Source organism: Bacillus sp. FSL K6-2839, assembly GCF_038003365.1.
In the GTDB taxonomy this organism is placed as follows: domain Bacteria; phylum Bacillota; class Bacilli; order Bacillales; family Bacillaceae; genus Bacillus.
This window is the reverse complement of the sequence record NZ_JBBOOZ010000001.1, coordinates 1,452,582-1,474,577: the sequence shown is the minus strand read 5'-3', so window position 1 is coordinate 1,474,577 and position 21,996 is coordinate 1,452,582. Positions and strand designations below refer to the sequence as shown.

The window sequence follows — 21,996 nt, the reverse complement described above, 5'->3', positions numbered from 1 at the left end:
CCAAAAGGGAGGAATTTCATGACACTGACAGCTGAAGTTGTCACATCGGTCAAAGAAAAAGCAAAAAAAGCAAAGCACGTTTCAAAAAAACTAGGTTTACTTCATACAGAGGATAAAAACGAGGCGCTGCTTAAACTAGCAGAAGCGTTAGAACAAAAAAGCACCTTCATTTTACAGGAGAACCAAAAGGATGTAGATGCCGGGAAGGAAAAGGGCTTCTCAGAGGCACTCTTGGATCGTTTAATGCTAAATGAAGAAAGAATTCATGAGTTTGCGGAAAGCTTGCGGCTTGTGACGAGATTAAAAGATCCTGTTGGAGAAATATTGGATGAATGGACTCTTGAAAACGGCTTGCACGTGAAAAGCCGAAGAGTACCGCTCGGCGTGATCGGGATGATCTATGAAGCGAGACCGAACGTCACTGTCGATGCAGCAGGGCTTGCCCTCAAGGCAGGTAACGCAGTGATTTTAAAAGGCGGTTCCTCCGCTATTTCTTCCAACAAAGCCATTGTCCGTGTCATTCATGAAGCATTGGATCAAACAAAGATTCCGCGTGATGCGGTGCAATTGATTGAACAAACAGACCGTTCATCGGTTCAAGCGATGTTCCATCTAAAAGAATGGATCGATGTCTTAATTCCGCGAGGGGGAGCTTCTTTAATCAAAACAGTGGTTGAACAATCCACCATTCCCGTCCTTGAAACAGGGACAGGAAACTGCCATGTCTTTATTGATCAAACAGCCAATGTAAAAAAAGCCATTGAGATTGTCATCAATGCAAAAACGAATCGTCCGGCTGTATGTAATGCACTTGAGACGCTGATCATCCATCGTGATTGGCTGAAAGAGAATGCGGCATCATTGAATGAAGCTCTGCTGGAGCACCATGTCACTGTACATGGTGACGAGGCAGCACTGTCTCATTTTTCAAACGCCATTCCTGCTGAGGAAGTGGACTGGACAGATGAGTATTTAAGTCTTGATCTTGCAGTAAAGGTAGTCGATTCAATCGAGGAAGCCATACACCATATTGATCAGTACGGTACAAAACATTCAGAAGCCATCGTGACAGAAGATGAAAAGCAGGCACTCACGTTTTTAAACGCAGTCGATGCGGCGGCGGTTTATCATAACGCATCTACCCGCTTTACAGACGGCGGCGCACTTGGATACGGGGCTGAAATTGGCATCTCCACTCAAAAACTGCATGCAAGAGGTCCAATGGGACTTCCTGCACTCACGACAACGAAGCTGCTTCTGTCTGGTGACGGTCAGATTAGAGGCTAGAAGAGATGCAAAAAACACTACCTTTTTTATAGGGTAGTGTTTTTTAGTTTATGATGAAGATTTTCATTTGTTAGAGCAAGTTTTCTTCATGACTTTCTCAAATTTAAAGAATTCAAATTCCTCAGGTGCTGATGGCTCATTTTCTTGATCATCTACATGAGGTGCGTTCGGATCTGGATGTTTCATGTGATAAAATTCAACAATTTGAAAGCCGCACTTATTGACATAAAAATGAATGTTGCGTTTTTCAAAATACGGGGTCACAACCTCCCATACCATCGTTTCTGGATATTGCGCCTCAATGGCTTTCCATGCTGCCTGACCAATGCCTTTTCCGTGTGAGGATGAAGAGATGTATAACAGGTCAACTGAGTTGCGCTGTGTCTCTTGATTGATTTTGATGACAACGCCGCCTGCCTTTTCACCATTTAGCATAATATGATAAACAATGTGTTCATTTGATTGAAAAGATTCATCAATCACTTCATCTGGAGGAATCGGACCATCATGCGCATCGCCAAATGCGTTGATCACGCCAGCTGTAAAAGCTTTCTGCAGCTCTTTTTTCATAAAAGGGAAATCCTCTTTATTTGCATGTGCTAATGTCACTTCATGTTGAGTTATGTTGTTCATGTTTTTATCCTTTCCCAGCATAGTGGTGGTTCTGCATGTTATCATGATAAAGGGTGGAGTAACTCCATAGTCAAGAGAGGAGCCTTAATCATGATCAATGATGTGCAAAAAACGTTTTTCACTGGAGAATTTGCCAAGCTATTTGATGTAAAAAAAGATACTCTGTTTTATTACGATAAAATTGATTTATTTAAGCCAGCTGGTGTCCATGAAAATGGGTACCGTTACTATACACTCGAGCAATTTGATCATTTTATAGCGATTCAATCCCTTCGAGCTGTTCAATTTCCGATAAAAGAGTTAAAACAATATTTTACAGAGCCTTCCCGCGAAAGGCTTCAAAGCCTAGCAGCCGAACAAATAGAAAAGGTCAAACAAGAGATTGAAAAACTTCAAGATATCCAGTCTTTTCTTATGCGGGTGATGGAGACGACGCAAGAACTATCATCTATAAAAATAGGAGAGGTTCTGTTTCAAGAGATGCCAGAAGAACCTGTTGTATTAAGTGCATCGAACCCAATTGACATGAATACATCCGTAGAAGAAATATCACGTATTGTTGGAAAATTTCTAAAGGGAATTGGTATAAAAGGTGCTGCGGCAAATGGTGCTGTCTTAAAAAAGGAGCAGTTTCTTCAGCGTCACTATCATCAGTCAGATCAGCTGTTTTGCCGAATGGAAGCGCCAGGAGCAGTTAAAAAACCTGCGGGCCTCTATGCGGTGATGTATGACCAAGGATCATATGAGGAGATTGAGTCTGCTTATTCGCGCTTGTTAGATGAAATCGAGAAAGAGGAAATGATGCTGGATGGAGATGTATTTGAGGAGTATTTGCTTCATTCACTCATGTCTAAAGATGAAGCAGAGTATATAACGAAACTCAGTGTAAAAGTGAAAAAGCGAGCTGATTAACAAAAAAGAGGATAGACCGCATGGGTGCGTGTCTATCCTCTCTTTATATTTAACCCACTTGATTCTCCGAAAATTGGCTCATATATAAGTCTGCATAAAACCCTTTTTGTTTCAAGAGTTCACTGTGCGTTCCTTTTTCAATGATGGTGCCATCTTTCATGACTAGAATAAGGTCTGCATCCTTGATCGTCGACAGCCTGTGTGCAATGACGAAGCTTGTTCTGCCATTCATCAATTCATTCATCGCTTTTTGAATGTGCATCTCTGTCCGTGTATCCACACTGCTCGTCGCTTCATCTAATATTAAGATTTTTGGATCAGATAAAATCGCACGGGCGATGGTTAACAGCTGGCGCTGACCTTGGGACAGATTGCCGGCATCTTCTGTTAAGAGTGTGTCATATCCGTCTGGTAGTGTGCGGATGAAGTCATCAGCATAAGCATGTTTGGCGGCTTTGATGACATCCTCTTTTGAGACGTTCTGCCTGCCATAGGCAATATTGTCGTGAATCGTTCCTTCAAAAAGCCACGTATCCTGAAGAACCATCGCAAATAAGTCGCGTACTTGCTGACGGCTGAGGTCAGTTGTTTTGACGCCGCCGATGCGGATAGAGCCTTGATCTAATTCATAGAAACGCATTAAAAGATTGATGATGGTTGTTTTTCCAGCGCCTGTTGGCCCGACAATAGCAACCGTTTGTCCTTCTTTTACATCTAAAGTCAAATCTTTAATAATCGGATGGTCTTTTTCATACCTAAATTGAACTTGTTCAAAGCTCACATCGCCTGAAAGTGATTCAAGATCAATTGCTGCATCTTCCTCGGCACTTTCTTCTTCCTCATCGAGGATTTCAAATACCCTTTCAGCAGAAGCAATCGCTGATTGAACCAAGTTGGCGACGCTTGATGCCTGCACGAGCGGTTGAGACATTTGCTGCGTGTATTGGATAAACGCCTGCACATCTCCGACACGAATATTCCCATTAATGACAAGAATACCGCCGGCTACACTGACTGCCACATAGCCAAGGTTCCCGATAAACGTCATCAATGGCATCATTAAACCAGAAATGAACTGCGCTTTCCTCGATGATTCATACAGCTGTTCGTTTAATTGATCAAATGTATCAATCGCTTTCTTTTCGTAGCCATACGCACGAACCGTCTGGTGTCCTGTGAACATTTCATTAATATGTCCGTTGATCATCCCGAGCTCTTTTTGCTGCGCTTTAAAATGCTTTTGAGAAAATGACGTAATACCGCGAATCGCAAACAGGCTGAGCGGGAGCGTTAAACAAACAAGCAAGGTAAGCAGCGGACTAATCAATAGCATCATGACGACAATCCCAATGACCGTAATGACAGATGTAATCACTTGGGTGAGTGCCTGCTGAAGCGATGTATTAATATTATCGATATCATTCATCACACGGCTCAGCGTGTCCCCATGGGTTGTTTTATCAAAATACCGAAGGGGGAGAAGTGTGAGCTTGTCATTTGCTTCTTGCCGTAATTCAGCAATGGTCTGTTGGGAGACACCCGCCATCACATATTGCTGAACGAATGAAAAGAGAGAGGCAATGACATATAGCGCGACAAGCAGTAATAAAATACGTGAAATGACATCAAATTGAACAGCTGTTCCTTGAGTAAAGCTGTCAAACAGGGAAGAGGTGGCATCCCCTAGCAGCTTTGGACTAATGACGTTAAAGACGGTTGAACCGACCGCTGCAATGAAGACAATGATCAATTGAATTTTCCTCGGTTTTAAATAACCAATCAAACGAAGCAGTGTTTTCTTAAATTCCTTCGGTTTTGTGACAGGTCCTCTAGGGTGGCCGCCTTTATGGCCCATGCCGGAAGACATTTTCTTACTCATCCTCGCTCCACCTCCTGACCTTCCTGGGATGCAACAATCTCTTGATAGACAAGATTGTCCTTCAGTAATTGTTCATGTGTTCCGATACCTGCGATTTTCCCATCATCTAGTACGATGATTTTATCACTATGCTTCACTGTGCTGATTCTTTGCGCCACAATGATGAGGGCTGCATGTGCTTTTTCGGCTTCTAATGATGCCCGAAGCTTCGCATCTGTTTTGTAATCAAGTGCTGAGAAACTATCGTCAAACAGATAGAATGACGGCTTTCTCACTAGCGCTCTTGCAATAGAAAGACGCTGCTTTTGACCGCCAGATAGATTCGATCCACCCTGGTCAATTTCCGCATTGATTCCGCCATCTTTTTGCAAAACAAATTCTTCTGCCTGCGCCGTTCGCAGCGCTTGCCAGACGTCTTCATCGCTTGCATCCTGCCTGCCAAAACGCACATTATCGGCAATGGTGCCGCTAAATAAAACCGCTTTTTGAGAGACATAGCCCATCTGGCTTCTTAGTTTCTCCTGAGGCAGCTCTCTAATGTCTACACCATCTAGTGTAATCCGGCCATCTGTTGCTTCATAAAAGCGTGTCATCAGCTGGAGAAGAGTGGTTTTCCCTGAACCTGTACTTCCGATAATAGCTGTCGTTTCGCCAGTTTTGGCTTCAAACGTAATGTCTTGAACTGCCGGTTTCTCAGCATTTGAGTAATAAAATGACACATCCTCAAAACGAATGGATTGGGCTGGCGCGCGCAGGTCAATAACAGTTCCTTCATTGTCTTTGATCTTCGGTTCCATGTTTAACACTTCGTTCATGCGTTTAGCTGATGCTTGTGCTCTTGGAACCATAATAAAGCTCATCGACAGCATAATAAGTGCCATTAAAATCATCATCGCATATTGAATGAAAGCAATGAGATTCCCAACTTCCATCTCTCCAGCATCAATTCGGTTTGCACCTAGCCAGACAATGCCGATATTCGTGAAGTTCATGATGATCAGCATAAATGGAAACAAGTAAGCCATTAATCGGTTGACTCTAAGGCCAGTATCCTTGTAGGATGTGTTGGCTTCTTGAAAACGCTCCTTTTCATCATCTACACGGTTAAAAGCACGAATGACCCGGATGCCTGAAAGAGATTCTCGCATAATTAAATTCAGCCGGTCTGTTTTCTTCTGAAGCTGGCCGAATAATGGAATGGCTTTTCTCGATACCAAATAGATAAATCCGCCAAGAAGGGGAAGAGCTGCTAAAAAGATGAGAGACAGGACAGCATCTCGGGATACAGCCAAAATAATTCCGCCCACAAGCATGAGCGGTGCTCTCGTCATCATTTGTAAAATCATGATCGTGACATCTTGGACTTGTTTCACATCATTTGTTGATCTTGTAATAAAGGAAGACGTCCCGATCCTTTGAAATTCTTCTAGTGAAAATTGTTCAACATGCACAAACAGCTGTCTTCTCATATCACGCCCGAAGCCAAGTGCAGTCTTTGATGACAAGTAAGACTTCCAGATCGTGAGCAAGATGGCAAGCAAAGAACAGGCCACCATCCAGCCGCCAACCTTCCATATGTAAGCAATATCTCCTTGGACGATTCCAACATCGACGATATCTGCCGTAAGCGTCGGTAAATACAGCTGGAGCATGCTGCTTAAAAAGGTGAGGATCACAATGGACACAACGGATAGCCGATACGGCTTTAAAAACGATAAAATTGATTTCATACGAATACCTTTCTTCCATATAGTGTGTTGTTCTGTAACCCATCATATACAAAGAGGGATTATTTCCACAAATGAAATGTCCTGTTTTAATAAATTATTTATATTGTTCAATTTTAGAAAAGAAATCCTTCACAAACACATAAAAATCATGGGCAGAAGGAGACATTTCTCGTGACTTAGACGCAATAATTCCAACCGTTCTTCTCACTTGCGGAAAATCGATCGGAATTTTCGCTGTAAATCGCGGTGTGGTTTCATAAAAGGCGCTTTCGGGTAATAAGGTAACGCCCATACCCGCTGATACAAGACCTTTAATGGCGTCTAAATCCTCTCCTTCAGATGAAATGGTTGGCTCATAGCCTGCCTGCTTGCAAGCATCAACTGCAATTTGTCTCAGCACATATCCTTCAGGAAATAACACGAAATGATCCTTTCTTAAATCACTTAAATGAATACTCCTTTGTCCGCTAAAGGGGTGGCTAACCGGCAAAAGGGCATAAATGCTTTCTGAAAACAAAATATTTCCTTCTATTTGAGGATCGTTTGTCGGTACGGGTCCTAAAAAGGCGAGATCAATATCCCGATTTTTTACAGCTTCAATGAGAAATTTATAGGATCCTTGACGAAGTAAAAAATCGACCTCTGGATATTCCTGCTTAAAGGCGGAAATGACAGAAGGAAGCACTTGGCTTGCTAGACTTGTAGGAAAGCCGATATTCACCGTTCCTTTGTGCGGATCTAAGTATTCATCAATTTGCTCTTTCGCATAATCAATGGCTTTTAGTGCCGTTCTAACATGATCTAAAAATTGTCTGCCGATTTTCGTTAATTTGATATTTCGGCCTTCTCGTTCGAATAAGGCCACTCCAAGTTCTTCTTCTAAATTCGCAATCTGCCGGCTGATAGCAGATTGGGCGACATGTAAGTTTTCAGCCGCTTCTGACACGTGCTCACGGTCTGCGACTTCTACAAAATAACGTAACTGACGAAGCTCCATTTTTACACTTCACACCCATCTATCTCAAAAAGAGATTGTTTTCATCTAAATTATATATTGTTTATATTAATTTGAAAACTTAAAATAAGTTACAGAGTTTGTGAGATTTTATGACTGTGAAAAAACGGATCTTTTAAACGGGGGAGAGAAACGATGACTTATAATCAACTACCACAACCACAAGGTCTCTACCGTCCTGAATTTGAACATGATGCATGTGGAATCGGACTGTACGCTCATTTAAAAGGGGAAGCGACACACAGCATCGTCAAAAAGGGATTACAAATGCTTTGCCAGCTTGATCACCGCGGCGGGCAAGGCAGTGATCCGTATACAGGTGATGGTGCCGGCTTAATGGTACAGCTGCCAGACGCTTTCTTTAGAAAAAGCTGCAAAGACTTTGCACTTCCTGAAAAGGGCCGTTACGGGGTAGGAATGGTCTTCTTTTCAAAAGAGGATGACGAGAAAACGCGTCAAGCCATCGAGCAAAAAATCAACGGATTCATTAAACAAGAAGGTCAAACATTAATTGGCTGGAGAACAGTCCCTGTCGATGCCGGTAAAATTGGTACTGTCGCAGCGAAGAGCTGTCCGGTTGTGAGGCAAGTCTTTATCGGGGCAAACGACAACATCACAGATCGTTTGTCATTTGAAAGAAAATTATATGTCATTCGTAAGCAGGCTGAGAACTGGGGAACAGCAGAGGAACAGCAATTTTACTTTGTCAGCCTGTCGAGTCAAACCATTGTATACAAGGGGCTTTTAACATCAGATCAAGTCGATGCTTTTTATCTTGATCTTCAGGATGAAACATTTGTTTCTGCATTTTCACTTGTTCATTCAAGATTTAGTACAAATACATTTCCTACATGGGAAAGAGCCCATCCAAACCGTTACTTGATTCACAACGGTGAAATCAACACATTAAGAGGAAACATTAATTGGATGAGAGCAAGAGAACAACAATTCGTATCTGAAGCTTTCGGAGACGATTTAGACAAGATTTTACCAGTGCTGAATGCAGACGGAAGTGATTCATCCATTCTAGACAATGCCTTTGAATTCTTTGTGCTTGCAGGCCGTACACCTGCTCATACAGCGATGATGCTGATTCCAGAGCCTTGGACTGAAAACACGCACATGTCAAAAGAGAAACGGGCATTTTATGAATACCATAGTTCTCTCATGGAGCCGTGGGATGGACCAACAGCCATTTCCTTTACAGATGGTAAACAAATCGGTGCCATCTTAGACCGAAACGGATTAAGACCGGCAAGATATTACGTCACAAATGATGATCATATCATTTTCTCTTCTGAGGTCGGCGTGATCGACACAAATGAAGAGGATGTCAAATACAAAGACCGTCTTGAGCCGGGCAAAATGCTGTTAATCGATTTAGAAGAAGGACGAATTATTTCTGACGAAGAAGTGAAATCCACGATTGCGAATGAACTTCCTTATCAAAAATGGCTTGATGAAGAAATGGTTCATGTCAATCGCTCGGAAGAAAATTCAGAAAATTCTAGTATAATGGATGATTTATTGACTCGTCAGCGTGCGTTCCATTATACGTACGAAGACATTCAAAAATATTTAATTCCTTTACTAGAAGAAGGTAAGGACCCAATCGGTTCAATGGGAAGCGACACACCGCTTGCTGTGTTATCAGATCGTGCGCAGTCTCTGTTTCATTATTTCAAGCAGTTGTTTGCACAGGTGACGAACCCGCCGATTGATGCCATTCGTGAGCAGCTTGTGACATCAACCATGACTTGGTTAGGTGCTGAAGGAGATATTTTACATCCGAATGAATATTCATGCCGAAGAATTAAACTTTATACACCGGTCTTAACGAGTGGACAATTTAACGGCTTGAAAACGATTGTTCATAATGCCTTTAAAAGCAAAACGATTCATACTCTATTCACCGATGATTTAAAGCGCGGATTGGATGCGATGTTTGAAGAGGCGGAAAAAGCGATCCGCGAAGGCGTATCTTTATTAATCCTTTCAGATCGTGAAATGACAGAACAAAAAGTGCCGATTCCACCGCTTCTAGCGCTCAGTGCACTGCATCAGCATCTTGTACGCCAAGGCTTACGGACAAAGGTTAGTCTGATCGTTGAATCTGGAGAAGTCAGAGAGGTCCATCATTTTGCAGCACTGATTGGCTACGGAGCAGATGCGATCCATCCTTATCTTGTGTATGAAACGTACAAACAGTTGATTGCAGAAGAAGCGATCTCTTTCAGCTTTGATGAAGCGGTCACAAAGTTTGGTAAAAGCGTGACCGAAGGTGTCGTCAAAGTCATGTCTAAAGTGGGAATTTCCACTGTGCAAAGCTATAGAGGAGCGCAAATCTTTGAAGCCGTCGGCATTAGTGAAGACGTCATTCAGGCGTATTTCACGGGAACAGCTTCTCAGCTTGGCGGGATTGATCTTGAGACCATTGCACATGAGGCAAAACTCCGTCATGAAGCAGGGTATCAGGCAGCGACTGACCAAACACTCGAATCAGGCAGTGATTTCCAGTGGAGAAAAAATGGAGAGCACCATGCCTTTAATCCAAAAACGATCCATACGCTTCAGTGGGCATGCCGCAATGAAGATTACGATCTATTTAAGCAATATACAAAGGCAGCGGACGAAGAAAGAATCGGCTTCCTCAGAAATTTATTTTCTTTCCAGCCAAAACAAAAGCCAGTTCGTCTGGAAGACGTTGAATCTGCTGAATCCATCGTGCGCCGATTCAAGACAGGTGCCATGTCATTTGGATCTTTAAGTAAAGAAGCGCACGAAGCGCTTGCGATTGCCATGAACCGAATTGGCGGTAAAAGTAACAGCGGAGAAGGCGGAGAAGATCCTGCACGCTTTACAGTTGATGAACGCGGCGATGATCGCAGAAGTGCGATTAAACAAATTGCTTCCGGACGCTTTGGCGTAAAGAGTCATTATTTGGTCAATGCAGATGAACTCCAAATTAAAATGGCGCAGGGAGCAAAACCTGGAGAAGGCGGACAGCTGCCAGGAAATAAAGTATACCCTTGGGTTGCCGATGTACGTGGCTCTACACCAGGCGTCGGATTGATTTCACCACCGCCGCATCATGATATTTATTCCATCGAGGATTTGGCGCAGCTGATCCATGATTTGAAAAACGCGAACCGTGATGCCCGCATCAGCGTCAAGCTTGTGTCTAAAGCCGGCGTTGGGACGATTGCAGCAGGTGTAGCAAAAGGGACGGCGGATGTCATTGTGATCAGTGGATACGATGGCGGCACAGGAGCTTCGCCGAAAACGAGTATTAAACACACAGGACTTCCTTGGGAGCTCGGTTTGGCAGAAGCACATCAAACCCTTGTGTTAAATGGTCTTCGCGAGAGAGTCGTTCTTGAAACGGACGGCAAGTTAATGACTGGACGCGATGTTGTCATGGCTGCGATTTTAGGAGCAGAAGAATACGGCTTTGCGACAGCTCCACTTGTCGTATTGGGCTGTGTGATGATGAGAGCATGTCATTTAGATACTTGCCCAGTCGGCGTCGCTACACAAAATCCAGAGCTTCGCAAAAAATTCATGGGGAACCCTGATCACATTGTGAATTTCATGATGTTTATTGCAGAGGAAGTAAGAGAAATCTTAGCGGAACTTGGCTTTACATCAATGGATGAATTAATTGGACGCACGGATGTTCTAGGAGTCAGTGAACGAGCAAAAGCACACTGGAAAGCAGGGCAGCTAGACCTTGAAACACTGCTTTATCAGCCAGAAGGAGCTCGTACATTCAGAACACCGCAAAATCATAAAATTGATGAATCACTGGATATGAATGAAATCCTCCCTTATGTACAGGAAGCGCTGAATCATCAAACACCGGTTGATCTATCATTGAATATTCGCAATATCAATCGTGTGGCCGGAACCATTACTGGAAGTGAAGTGTCTAAGCGCTACGGGGAAGAAGGCTTGCCAGAGGATACGATCACACTAAGGTTCACTGGTTCCGCAGGACAAAGCTTCGGCGCATTTGTGCCAAAGGGCATGTCTCTCTATTTAACAGGTGATTCAAATGACTATATCGGCAAAGGACTCTCTGGAGGCAAAATTGCGGTCAAAACCTCTGATCACTTTGTACAAAATGGACATGAAAACGTCATTGTCGGAAACGTCGCATTCTACGGAGCGACAAGCGGAAAAGCCTTTATTAACGGGCGTGCAGGTGAGCGCTTTGCCGTTCGTAATTCAGGTGTGCATGTGGTTGTTGAAGGAATCGGAGATCACGGCTGTGAATACATGACTGGCGGACGTGTCGTCATTTTAGGAGACGTCGGAAGAAACTTTGGTGCAGGCATGTCTGGCGGCGTAGCTTACGTCCATACATCCGATGCGAAACAGTTCAAAAGAATGTGCAACATGGAAATGATCATGTTTGAAAAGCTCACAGATCATGAAGAAGAACAAGAAGTGAAACAGTTGATTAAAGAGCACCTTCATTATACAAACAGCTCAAAAGCATCGGCACTTCTAGAAAACTGGGCGCAAGAAAAGGATCATTTCATCAAAGTTATTCCGAGAAATTACAAAATGATGCTTCAAAGCATTGAAGAACAAAAACAAGCGGGCCTCAGTCATGAAGAAGCGGTCATGTTTGCCTTTGAAGCAAACACAAAACCGAAAAATCAAGAAACGGCAAACGGGCAAAAAGCAGCCCTCGCTCATTAAGAAAGGGGAGAGGACAATGGGCAAAGCAACAGGTTTTATGGATTATAAAAGAGAAAAGCCAAATGAACGTGACCCTCTCACTCGTCAAAATGACTGGAAAGAATATTCCGCTCCTTATACAGATGACGTATTGAAGAAGCAGGGCGCTAGATGTATGGATTGCGGCACACCGTTTTGTCAAATTGGGATGGAGATCAGGGGCGGCGTCTCAGGCTGCCCGATCTACAATTTAATTCCAGAATGGAATGACCTTGTGTACCGCGGGAGATGGAAAGAAGCTCTCGAAAGACTGCAAAAAACAAATAATTTCCCAGAATTTACCGGGAGAGTTTGTCCAGCACCTTGCGAAGGGTCATGTACAGTTGCCATCAATGATCCAGCCGTTTCGATTAAAAATATCGAACGGACGATCATTGATAAAGGCTTTGAAAATGGATGGATCACACCAAGAATTCCTTCAAGCCGTACAGGCAAGAAGATTGCCATTGTCGGCTCAGGGCCAGCAGGACTTGCAAGTGCGGATCAATTAAACCAAGCAGGCCACGCCGTGACAGTGTTCGAACGGTCTGACCGCCTTGGCGGGCTGCTGACATACGGCATTCCAAACATGAAGCTGGACAAAGAAGTGGTGGAGCGAAGAGTCAAACTGTTGAGACAAGAAGGCATTGATTTTGTAACGAACACAGAAATCGGCGTGGATGTCACTGCCGACGAACTGAAAGAACAGTTTGATGCGGTCATCCTTTGTACAGGTGCACAGAAGCAGCGTGACCTGTTGATTGAAGGCCGGGAAGCTAAAGGGATTCACCTTGCGATGGATTATTTAACCCTCGCAACAAAAAGCATGCTTGATTCAGGATTTAAAGACAAAAACTTCATTGATGCAAAAGGAAAAGACGTCATTGTCATTGGCGGGGGAGATACAGGTGCGGATTGCGTCGCAACTGCACTTCGCCAAAAAGCAAAAAGTGTTGTTCAGTTCGGGAAGCACCCAAAACTTCCGGATACACGTGTAGGGGATAACATGTGGCCTGAACAGCCTTACGTCTTCTCACTGGATTATGCTTATGAAGAAGCACAAGCAAAATTCGGAGAAGATCCGCGTCAATATTCCATTCAAACCACAAAAATTGTGGCAGACAAAAATGGGAAATTAAAAGAGCTTCATACCATTCAAATGGAAAAGGTGAAAAACGAACATGGGAAGTTTGAATTTCATGAGATTCCAGGGACAGAAAAGGTATGGCCTGCTCAGCTAGTCTTTATTGCAATTGGTTTTGAGGGAACTGAACAGCCACTCGTGAAACACTTTGGCGTGGACAGCAAAAACAATCGCATTGACGCAAAGTATGGGGAATATACAACAAATGTAGAAGGCGTATTTGCAGCGGGAGATGCAAGACGCGGGCAAAGCTTGATTGTCTGGGCGATTAATGAAGGCAGACAAGTGGCGCACGAGGTAGACCGGTATTTAATGGGGAGTTCGGTTCTGCCAAAATAGGTCATACAAAGGGTGTTTACACATATAAAGAAAAGCCATGACCAAAGAGTGGTCATGGCTTTTTATGATTCAGAAATGGTGTGGTTGATGATGACTTTTTTGCGTTTAAGCTGCGATATGACTAAACAAATAAAGACAACTAGAACAATAAGAGAAATGGTCAAAAAGCCAAACATATATGAGCCCGTCACTTCTTTTAAACTGCCCAGAATATTAGGTAAAAAGAAGCCGCCAATGCCCCCAGCAGCACCAACAATTCCGGTCACGATCCCAATTTCTTTATGAAATACTTGAGGCACCAGCTGAAAAACTGCGCCATTCCCCATCCCAAGACACATCATCCCGGTAAATAAAAGGGTAATGACCAAAGGTAAAGCCGGAAGACTGCTCACCCCTCCTAAGCAGATGCCGATGACTGCGAATAATCCAAGCAGTACTTTCATTCCACCTATTTTATCCGCCATGAGACCACCGATGGGGCGAAAGAAGCTGCCCGCCGCCACACAAAGAGTCACAAAATCACCTGCATGAATTTTCGAGATACCATATTGATCCACAAAGAAAATACTGAGAAAACTGGAAAGCCCGACAAATCCTCCGAATGTAATCGCATAAAGCAGGCAGAAAAACCATGTCGATTTCACCTGAAATACTGAAAAATACGACCGTAGCGGCTTTGGAGCGGGCTGATTTGGTGCATCTTTTGCTGTGAAAATAAAAAACAAAAAGACAAGACTTAACGGAATCAGGGCGAGCCCCATGACTGCATGCCATCCATAAATCTCGGCAAGACGTGGACCAAATAGTGTGGAGATCAGTGTTCCGCTGTTACCGGCACCTGCAATCCCCATGGCCACGCCTTGTAAATGAGGAGGATACCAGCGGCTTGCCATTGGCAAAGCAACAGCAAAGCTTGCTCCTGCTACTCCTAACAAAATACCAATCAGCACGAGCTCGGAAAGGGTTGTACCAGCGATGAACCCCCAGATGAGCGGGATGGTGGTGAAAAGCATGCCAATTACCGCTGTCTTCTTAGGTCCTATACGATCAGTGAATAAGCCAAGTACAATCCGAAAAAAAGAACCAGATAAAATCGGAATGGCAACAATCATGCCTTTCTCTGCGGTCGATAAAGCAAAGTCTTGCGTAATAAAAGCACCCAGTGCCCCTAATAAGACCCAGATCATAAAGCTCACATCGAAATATAAAAAGGAACTTAGCAATGTCTTAGGGTGACCACTTGATTTTAACTCTGAGAGTTTCATAAAACGCCTCCTATATTTTGAATTTTCTGACTTAAAGATAGCGAGTTATCCCAAGTAATGAAAGTATCATGTTAGAAAAAATGACATAAATACACACTTTTTTACAGGCATGTGCCATAATCTATCCATACAATGTGTTGGGCAAGAAGCTTAGAGAGGTTGATTTCATATGGCAAAACGCAAACTCGTGTTTATCGGAAACGGCATGGCGAGTATGAAATGTATCGAGCAGATGATTCAAAAACAGCCAGAACACTATGCCATAACAGTTATTGGAAAAGAGAAGCGCCCTGCCTACAATCGAATAAAACTTTCATCGATTTTACAAAAAAGCGACTCATTATCTCAAATTGAACTCAAGGAAAAAGAATGGTACACCGCGCATGACATCATCATGTACAAAGGGGAAACAGTCGTCCATATCGATACAAACAAGAAGTGTATCATGACAGATGCGCGCCGGGAAATTTCCTATGACAAGCTCGTCATCGCAACAGGATCATTGCCGTATTTTCTTCCTATTCAGGGCGTATCCAAAAAAGGGATTTATGCGTTTCGTACAATTGATGATTATGAGGCCATTTGTACGGATGCGATGCGTTATCAACGAGCAGCAGTGGTCGGAGGCGGTGTGCTTGGTGTAGAGGTGGCGGCTGGCCTGCAGATTGCGGGACTTGAGACAACCATCATTCATCATGCCGAGTGGCTCATGCAGCGCCAATTAGATGAAACGGCTGCTAGTCTATTACAGCAGCAATTAACGCGCAAGGGCATTCAGGTGAAAACAAATGCCCATACCATTGCATGCTTAGGGGACGAGAGGGTAGAAGGCGTTCTATTGAAAAATGGCGACATCGTGGATGCTGATCTTGTTGTCTTCACAACAGGTATCCGTCCAAACATACAGCTTGCAAAGAATCACGGCATTCATACGCGAAAAGCCATTGTCGTCAATGATATGATGCAAACAAATGTCCAAGATATTTATGCCATTGGGGAATGTGCAGAGCATAAAGGAATGGTGCATGGCCTTGTTCAGCCCATTTATGAACAAGCAAATGCACTTGCCAATCATCTATTAGGCGAGCAAATTACATCTGTACCTCATCCCATTTACTCAACAAAATTAAAAGTACCTGACATGCCTATCTATTCTGCGGGATGTATTGAACACCATTCTCCGTATACGTCAGTGGTGACATATTTAGATGAAGAGCAAGAAGTGTATAAAAAATTCGTCTTTGAACGCGAGGCACTAACAGGTTTTTTATTAGTTGGAGAACTGGAGAAAGCCGATCAGCTTTTGCAAGATGTGAAAGTGGGGCGTGATAAAAGTGTCGTCATGAAAGCTCTTCATGAGGAGCAGCCATCTCCTCTAGATTCATTAAAAATGGACGATCTCGTCTGCCAATGTCAAAGCGTTACAAAAGGGACGATTTTGAACACCATATCCGTCCATCAGCTGACAAGCTTAGAAGAGGTTCAAAAACAAACAGGAGCAGCAACCGGCTGCGGCGGCTGTCAAGAGCTCGTCCGTGCCTGCTGTCAGTTATCATCACATGAACAAATAGATGAGCCGGCCTCTTTTTGTTCATGTACAGAAGCTGATGAGCAGACCATTTTTTCGTTTATCAAAAAGCAACTGCTGCTGAATGTGGAGGAAATCAGAAGACATTTTCATTGGAAAACAGAGAACGGCTGCAGCAACTGCAGGTCTGCCATTCCATACTATCTCGAGCAATTTCAATCACCGATTGAAAAAATCAGCGATGCTGATCAAGAAGACATGTTGCCTCAGCTATACGGAGGGCGTCTTGAACTGGATTTCCTGAAAATCATTACGTCTTTGTTAGAACAAAAACTGATTGATCAGGCAGAGCTGACAGAGCATAAGCGAATACGGCTCATCGGCGTGTCAAAACAGGCGGCACAGATCGTCAAAAAACATTGGCCCATCATGGCGAAAGAGAAAAGAAGACTATCTTATGTCCTTACATGTGATTGTAGTCACGATCCAGCTGTCACAGCACTAGTAATGGAGTTTGAAAGACAAGTAGAAGACACACTTTTACCAGCCGTCACCTCTATTCATGTCGCCGGCTCTTCCTGCACGTGTAAACTAGCTCCAATATATGACATTTGCATGAAGAGACAGCTGGGGGAATGGAACATTTATATAGGAGGTGACGTATGTCAGCCGAAGGCCGGCCAGCTTTTTTACACTTTGCCTCAATCAAGTGAGCTGATCCCTTTTTTAAAAGCGCTGCTTGAAGATTATAGAAAAAGTGCATACTTTCAAGAATCCATCGGCGATTGGCTTCTCCGATATGGACTTATTTCTATTCGAGAAAAATTGCTTGATGAGGAAAGAAGAAAAGAGCTCTGTGAACAATTTGACCAAAGCAGACAAAAGGATGTGAAGGTATGAGTCAGTCTTTTTTACGATATGCCCAGCAAATATCAGAGCAGGAAGAACGAAAGCGAGTGTATCCATCCCAATGTCCATTTTGCAGTATGCAGTGCAAAATGCAGCTAGTAGAGCAGCATGTGGAAGGACGAACCAGATATCAAACGATTGGCGTACACAATCCAACTACGCACGGGAGACTTTGTATGAAAGGGCAGCATGCACACCAGCACGCACTGCACAAAGAACGTTTGAATCACCCGCTCATCAAAAGAAACGGGCAATTTGTAAAAGCGTCATGGCAGGAGGCACTTAATGAAATCAAAACAAACATGGAATCCCTTCAGATGGCACACGGGCATGATGCCATCAGTGTGTACGGAAGCGCATCTATTACAAATGAGGAGGCGTACTTACTCGGAAAGTTTGCGAGAGTGGCGCTGAAAACGAAATACATCGATTACAACGGGAGACTTTGTATGTCGTCAGCAGCAACTGCGGCGAATCAAACATTCGGACTTGACCGGGGTCTTACGTTTCCTCTCAGTGACATCAAGCATACACGGGTATTGATATTGGTTGGAACGAATATAGCAGAATGTCAGCCAACCTTCATGCCGTACGTCGAAGAGGCGAAAAAAAACGGTGCATTTCTCATCGTCATCGATCCGCGCAAAACACAGACAGCCCAATTAGCCGATGTACATGTCAGCCTGAAACCAGGATCAGATGCTGCACTGGCAAACGGCATCTTGCACATTATGCTTCATGAACATTTAATAGATGAATCATTTATTCGTCATCGAACGTCAGGGTTCCAAGAATTAAAGGAGCACGTCTCGCGCATGTCCCTCTCAAACATTGCTGAGCAAACCGGTGTGACGATTGAAGTTCTGCAGAAAATAGCAAGGAAATTCGCACAAGAAAAGACAGGCATGATTTTCACAGCAAGAGGCATTGAGCAGCAAATAGACGGGACAGCATCTGTGCGAAATTTCCTGAATATTCTGCTTGTTACTGGGAAGATCGGCCGCGTTGGGTGCGGCTATGGCGCAATAACCGGGCAAGGAAATGGCCAGGGGGCAAGAGAGCATGGACAAAAAGCAGATCAGCTTCCAGGGTATCGAGATATCACAAATTCTGCTCACAGAAAAGAAATAGCTGACATATGGAACATTGATGAAAAAGAACTCCCTGGAAAAGGCGTGTCTGCTTTTGAGATGTTTGAAAAAATGCAGGAAGGAGAAATAAAAGCGCTCTTTTTAATGTGCTCTAACCCCGTTCAGTCAGGCCCGCACGCGCGCTTTATTCAACAAGCCATCAAGAAATTGTCCTTTTTTGTAGCTGTTGATTTATTTATGTCTGAGACAGCTGCGCTGGCAGATGTAATTTTACCTACTTCGTCATATTTAGAGGATGAAGGTACGGTGACAAATGTAGAGGGGCGCGTTACGCTTAGAGAAGCAACCTATCCACTTAAGCATCAAAGAAAACACGATTGGCAAATCATTTGTGATATAGCAGCTGTATTAGGCAAAAGCGGCTATTTCTCCTTTTCATCCGCAGAAGAGATTTTTGAAGAATTAAGAGCCGCAACGAAAGGCGCAAAAGCGGATTACTCAGGCATGACCTATGAAAGACTAAGGAAGGAGCAAGGCATATTATGGCCTTGTACGCATCTAGAAGACCCAGGAACCGAAAGATTATTTGAACATGCATTCTCACATTCTGACAGTTTAGCAAAGTTTGCCGTCGTCACACACGGAAAAAATGTGGCAAAGGAACCAGTCAGTCAAGAATATCCTCTTTATTTAACGACGGGCAGAGTGATGGCTCACTACCAAACGGGCGTTCAAACAAGAAAAAGTACCTCTCTTGTTGCCCGGCAGTTTGAATCTTATGCAGAGCTTCATCCTGACACAGCAAAAACGTATGGACTTCAGCACGGGGAGCTTGTGACCATCCAGTCAAAAAGAGGAAGTGTCATCATGAGATGCCGCATATCAGACACCATTCGAAAAGATACCGTGTTTGTTCCATTTCACTGGAGTAAACATCAATCCATTAATCAATTAATTAGTGAACAACTAGATCCGCACAGTAAAATGCCAGGCTTTAAATATTGTCCTGTACAGCTGTCAGCCTATGTGAATTAAAAAATATGTGAGAAATCATAACATGTATTTTCCATCTATGTTTAGATGATGGTACTTTCTAAAAAATGATCACATGAGGGGTGTTTTATCGTGAAAGAAAAACTCGTATTAGTGGGGAACGGTATGGCTGGCATTCGAAGCCTCGAAAACATTTTAAAAACAGACAGCGAACGATTCGACATGACGGTATTTGGAAGTGAACCGCATCCTAACTATAACCGGATTCTTTTATCGAAGGTGCTTCAAGGAGATACGAAGGTTGAAGATATTACACTAAACGATTGGAATTGGTATCAGGAGCATGATATTCAGTTGTTTACAAATGAGACCATTGTGAAGATCGATACAGATAACCAAACAGTCACCAGTGATCAAGGACGGACCGTGCATTATGACCGATTGATTTTAGCAACAGGGTCACTTCCGTTTATCCTGCCGATTCCAGGGAGTGATAAAAAAGGCGTGACGGCCTTTCGTACATTGCAAGACACAGAGGAAATGGTCAATGCCTCTAGCAGGTACAAAAAAGCAGCAGTCATTGGAGGCGGCCTTCTTGGACTGGAAGCAGCACGCGGCCTACTCAACTTAGGCATGGAAGTGAATGTCATTCACCTCAGCTCTCATTTAATGGAACGCCAGCTAGACCCTATTGCAGGTCAGCTTCTACAAAAAGCATTAGAAGAACAGGGCATGAACTTCCTGTTAGGAAAACAGACAACTGAGATTTTAGGAGATACAAGAGTTGAAGGATTATCATTTTCAGATGGCACGACACTTGAGACAGACCTAGTCGTCATGGCTGTAGGAATTAAACCAAGTAAAATGCTTGCAGAGATAAGCGGCCTTGAAGTGAACCGAGGTATTATTGTCAATGATTTCATGGAAACGAGTGTCCCAGGCATTTATGCCGTCGGAGAATGTGTAGAACACAGAGGACAAACGTACGGGCTTGTCGCTCCTTTATACGATCAAGCGAATGTGCTTGCTGGGCATGTATGTGACATGAATCCTGTGCCATATGAAGGCTCTGTTCTGTCAACGCAACTGAAAGTATCGGGGGTTGACGTGTTTTCAGCTGGTGACTTTATAGAAAACGATGAGAAAAAAGCGATCAAAATCTTTGACGAACAAAAAGGCATCTATCAAAAACTAGTCTTCCAGCAAAACCGATTAGTAGGTGCCGTCATGTTTGGAGAAACAAGCGATGGACCTCGTCTATTCTCGTATATTAGAGAAGGGGTAGATATGTCGGATATGGAGAAGGTATCTGTCTTAACCTCGAATGATCCGGCGCAAGAAAGCACGATTGAAAGCATGGCAAATGACCATATCGTTTGCGGCTGTAATGGTGTCTCAAAGGGTCAGATTGTGGAAGCCATTCAAAAAGAAGGCTTAACAACGATTCAGGAAGTGAAGCAATGTACAAGTGCCTCACGATCATGTGGAGGCTGCAAGCCCGTTGTCGAAGAGATTCTTTGGCACACGTTGGGCGATGATGCGAACCGAACAGCCCAAAAAGAAACCATCTGCGCCTGCACCACTCGTTCACGAGATGAAGTCATTCATGAAATCAAAGAGAAGGGCCTGCAGCATGTCAAAGAAGTGATGAACGTACTTGACTGGGAGACAGAGGAAGGCTGTTCAAAATGCCGACCTGCCCTGAATTATTATTTAGGCATGCTTCAACCTCTTGAGTACAAAGATGAAAAGAGCTCACGATTTGTGAATGAACGCATGCATGCCAATATTCAAAAAGATGGCACCTATTCGGTTGTTCCGCGGATGTACGGTGGCGTGACAAATGCAAATGACCTGAGAAAAATAGCTGATGTCGTCGACAAATATGAAATACCGCTTGTGAAAATGACTGGCGGCCAGCGTATTGACCTTCTAGGTGTCAAAAAAGAAGATTTACCTAAAGTATGGGCAGACCTGGATATGCCATCTGGTTATGCATACGGAAAATCTTTAAGAACGGTCAAAACTTGTGTTGGAGAACAATTTTGCCGGTTCGGCACACAGGACTCGATGGCTCTTGGCATTGCACTTGAAAAGAAATTCGAAGGTCTTGCGACACCGCATAAAGTCAAAATGGCTGTCTCTGCTTGCCCTAGAAACTGTGCAGAATCTGGCATTAAAGACCTTGGCATTGTGGGAATTGATGGAGGGTTTGAATTGTACGCCGGCGGAAATGGCGGCACACACTTGCGGGCTGGAGATTTATTGATGAAGGTCAGTACAGCAGAAGAAGTAGAGCAAGTGGCAGCTGCGTACCTTCAATATTACAGAGAAACGGCAAATTATCTAGAAAGAACCTCTGCTTGGGTTGAACGACTTGGATTAGATCATATTCAATCAGTACTCCTAGATGATGAGAAACGAGAAGCCTTAATCCAAAGAATGGACATCGCACTGTCAACGTATGAGGAGCCTTGGCAGGAGCTGCGCGAGAGTCAAAAAGACACGAAACAATTATTTCAAAAAGCGACGGCTTCTGTATAAAT

The 21,996-nt window shown here is 43.6% G+C and carries 12 protein-coding genes; 7 read left to right on the top strand and 5 right to left on the bottom strand.

What is annotated here, in order from left to right; translation table 11 throughout:
* The first annotated feature begins 18 nt into the window (after positions 1–18).
* Positions 19–1,287, top strand: coding sequence for a glutamate-5-semialdehyde dehydrogenase (locus MHH26_RS07120; protein WP_340972862.1), 1,269 nt, complete (start codon positions 19–21; stop codon positions 1,285–1,287).
* Between the two features lie 63 nt (positions 1,288–1,350).
* On the opposite strand, the gene MHH26_RS07115 is transcribed toward MHH26_RS07120, so the two are convergent.
* On the bottom strand, positions 1,351–1,920 hold the full coding sequence (locus MHH26_RS07115; RefSeq protein WP_340972860.1) for a GNAT family N-acetyltransferase: 570 nt from the start codon (positions 1,918–1,920) through the stop codon (positions 1,351–1,353).
* 90 nt (positions 1,921–2,010) lie between these two features.
* Between MHH26_RS07115 and MHH26_RS07110 the strand changes: the two genes are divergently transcribed.
* Positions 2,011–2,832, top strand: coding sequence for a MerR family transcriptional regulator (locus MHH26_RS07110; RefSeq protein ID WP_095285268.1), 822 nt, complete (start codon positions 2,011–2,013; stop codon positions 2,830–2,832).
* Positions 2,833–2,881: 49 nt separating this feature from the next.
* On the opposite strand, the gene MHH26_RS07105 is transcribed toward MHH26_RS07110, so the two are convergent.
* The 3 genes from MHH26_RS07105 to MHH26_RS07095 form a co-directional block, all read right to left on the bottom strand.
* Entirely contained in the window at positions 2,882–4,711 is a 1,830-nt protein-coding gene (locus MHH26_RS07105) for an ABC transporter ATP-binding protein (RefSeq protein ID WP_340972858.1), read from the bottom strand.
* Positions 4,708–6,441 (bottom strand): ABC transporter ATP-binding protein, encoded by a 1,734-nt coding sequence (locus tag MHH26_RS07100; protein WP_034660887.1) that lies wholly within the window; start codon positions 6,439–6,441, stop codon positions 4,708–4,710. The genes MHH26_RS07105 and MHH26_RS07100 overlap by 4 nt, the downstream gene beginning before the upstream one ends.
* A 94-nt stretch (positions 6,442–6,535) precedes the next feature.
* Positions 6,536–7,438, bottom strand: a complete 903-nt coding sequence (locus MHH26_RS07095; protein WP_044141269.1) for a LysR family transcriptional regulator — start codon at positions 7,436–7,438, stop codon at positions 6,536–6,538.
* A gap of 153 nt (positions 7,439–7,591) precedes the next feature.
* Here MHH26_RS07095 and gltB point away from each other — a divergent pair, with 153 nt between their 5' ends.
* Together gltB and gltD are read left to right on the top strand one after the other, a co-directional pair.
* Positions 7,592–12,163: a glutamate synthase large subunit gene (gene gltB / locus MHH26_RS07090; protein WP_340972855.1), complete on the top strand. Its 4,572-nt coding sequence runs from the start codon at positions 7,592–7,594 to the stop codon at positions 12,161–12,163.
* Between the two features lie 16 nt (positions 12,164–12,179).
* Positions 12,180–13,664 carry a glutamate synthase small subunit gene (gene gltD / locus MHH26_RS07085; protein ID WP_144459932.1) on the top strand — a complete coding sequence of 495 codons (1,485 nt, stop codon included), beginning with the start codon at positions 12,180–12,182 and terminating at the stop codon, positions 13,662–13,664.
* A gap of 62 nt (positions 13,665–13,726) precedes the next feature.
* Here gltD and MHH26_RS07080 read toward each other — a convergent pair whose 3' ends face one another.
* Positions 13,727–14,929 carry a nitrate/nitrite transporter gene (locus MHH26_RS07080; protein ID WP_307499745.1) on the bottom strand — a complete coding sequence of 401 codons (1,203 nt, stop codon included), beginning with the start codon at positions 14,927–14,929 and terminating at the stop codon, positions 13,727–13,729.
* 169 nt (positions 14,930–15,098) lie between these two features.
* Here MHH26_RS07080 and nirB (MHH26_RS07075) point away from each other — a divergent pair, with 169 nt between their 5' ends.
* The 3 genes from nirB (MHH26_RS07075) to nirB (MHH26_RS07065) all read left to right on the top strand — a co-directional run bounded on the left by nirB (MHH26_RS07075) (position 15,099) and on the right by nirB (MHH26_RS07065) (position 21,994).
* Complete coding sequence (gene nirB, locus MHH26_RS07075; protein WP_334749368.1) at positions 15,099–17,357, top strand: nitrite reductase large subunit NirB; 2,259 nt, start codon at positions 15,099–15,101, stop codon at positions 17,355–17,357.
* Positions 17,354–19,492, top strand: a complete 2,139-nt coding sequence (gene nasC, locus MHH26_RS07070) for an assimilatory nitrate reductase catalytic subunit NasC (RefSeq protein ID WP_307499743.1) — start codon at positions 17,354–17,356, stop codon at positions 19,490–19,492. Before nirB (MHH26_RS07075) ends, nasC begins: the two co-directional genes overlap by 4 nt.
* 87 nt (positions 19,493–19,579) lie before the next feature.
* Positions 19,580–21,994 (top strand): nitrite reductase large subunit NirB, encoded by a 2,415-nt coding sequence (gene nirB / locus MHH26_RS07065; RefSeq protein ID WP_223260716.1) that lies wholly within the window; start codon positions 19,580–19,582, stop codon positions 21,992–21,994.
* Positions 21,995–21,996 lie beyond the last annotated feature (2 nt).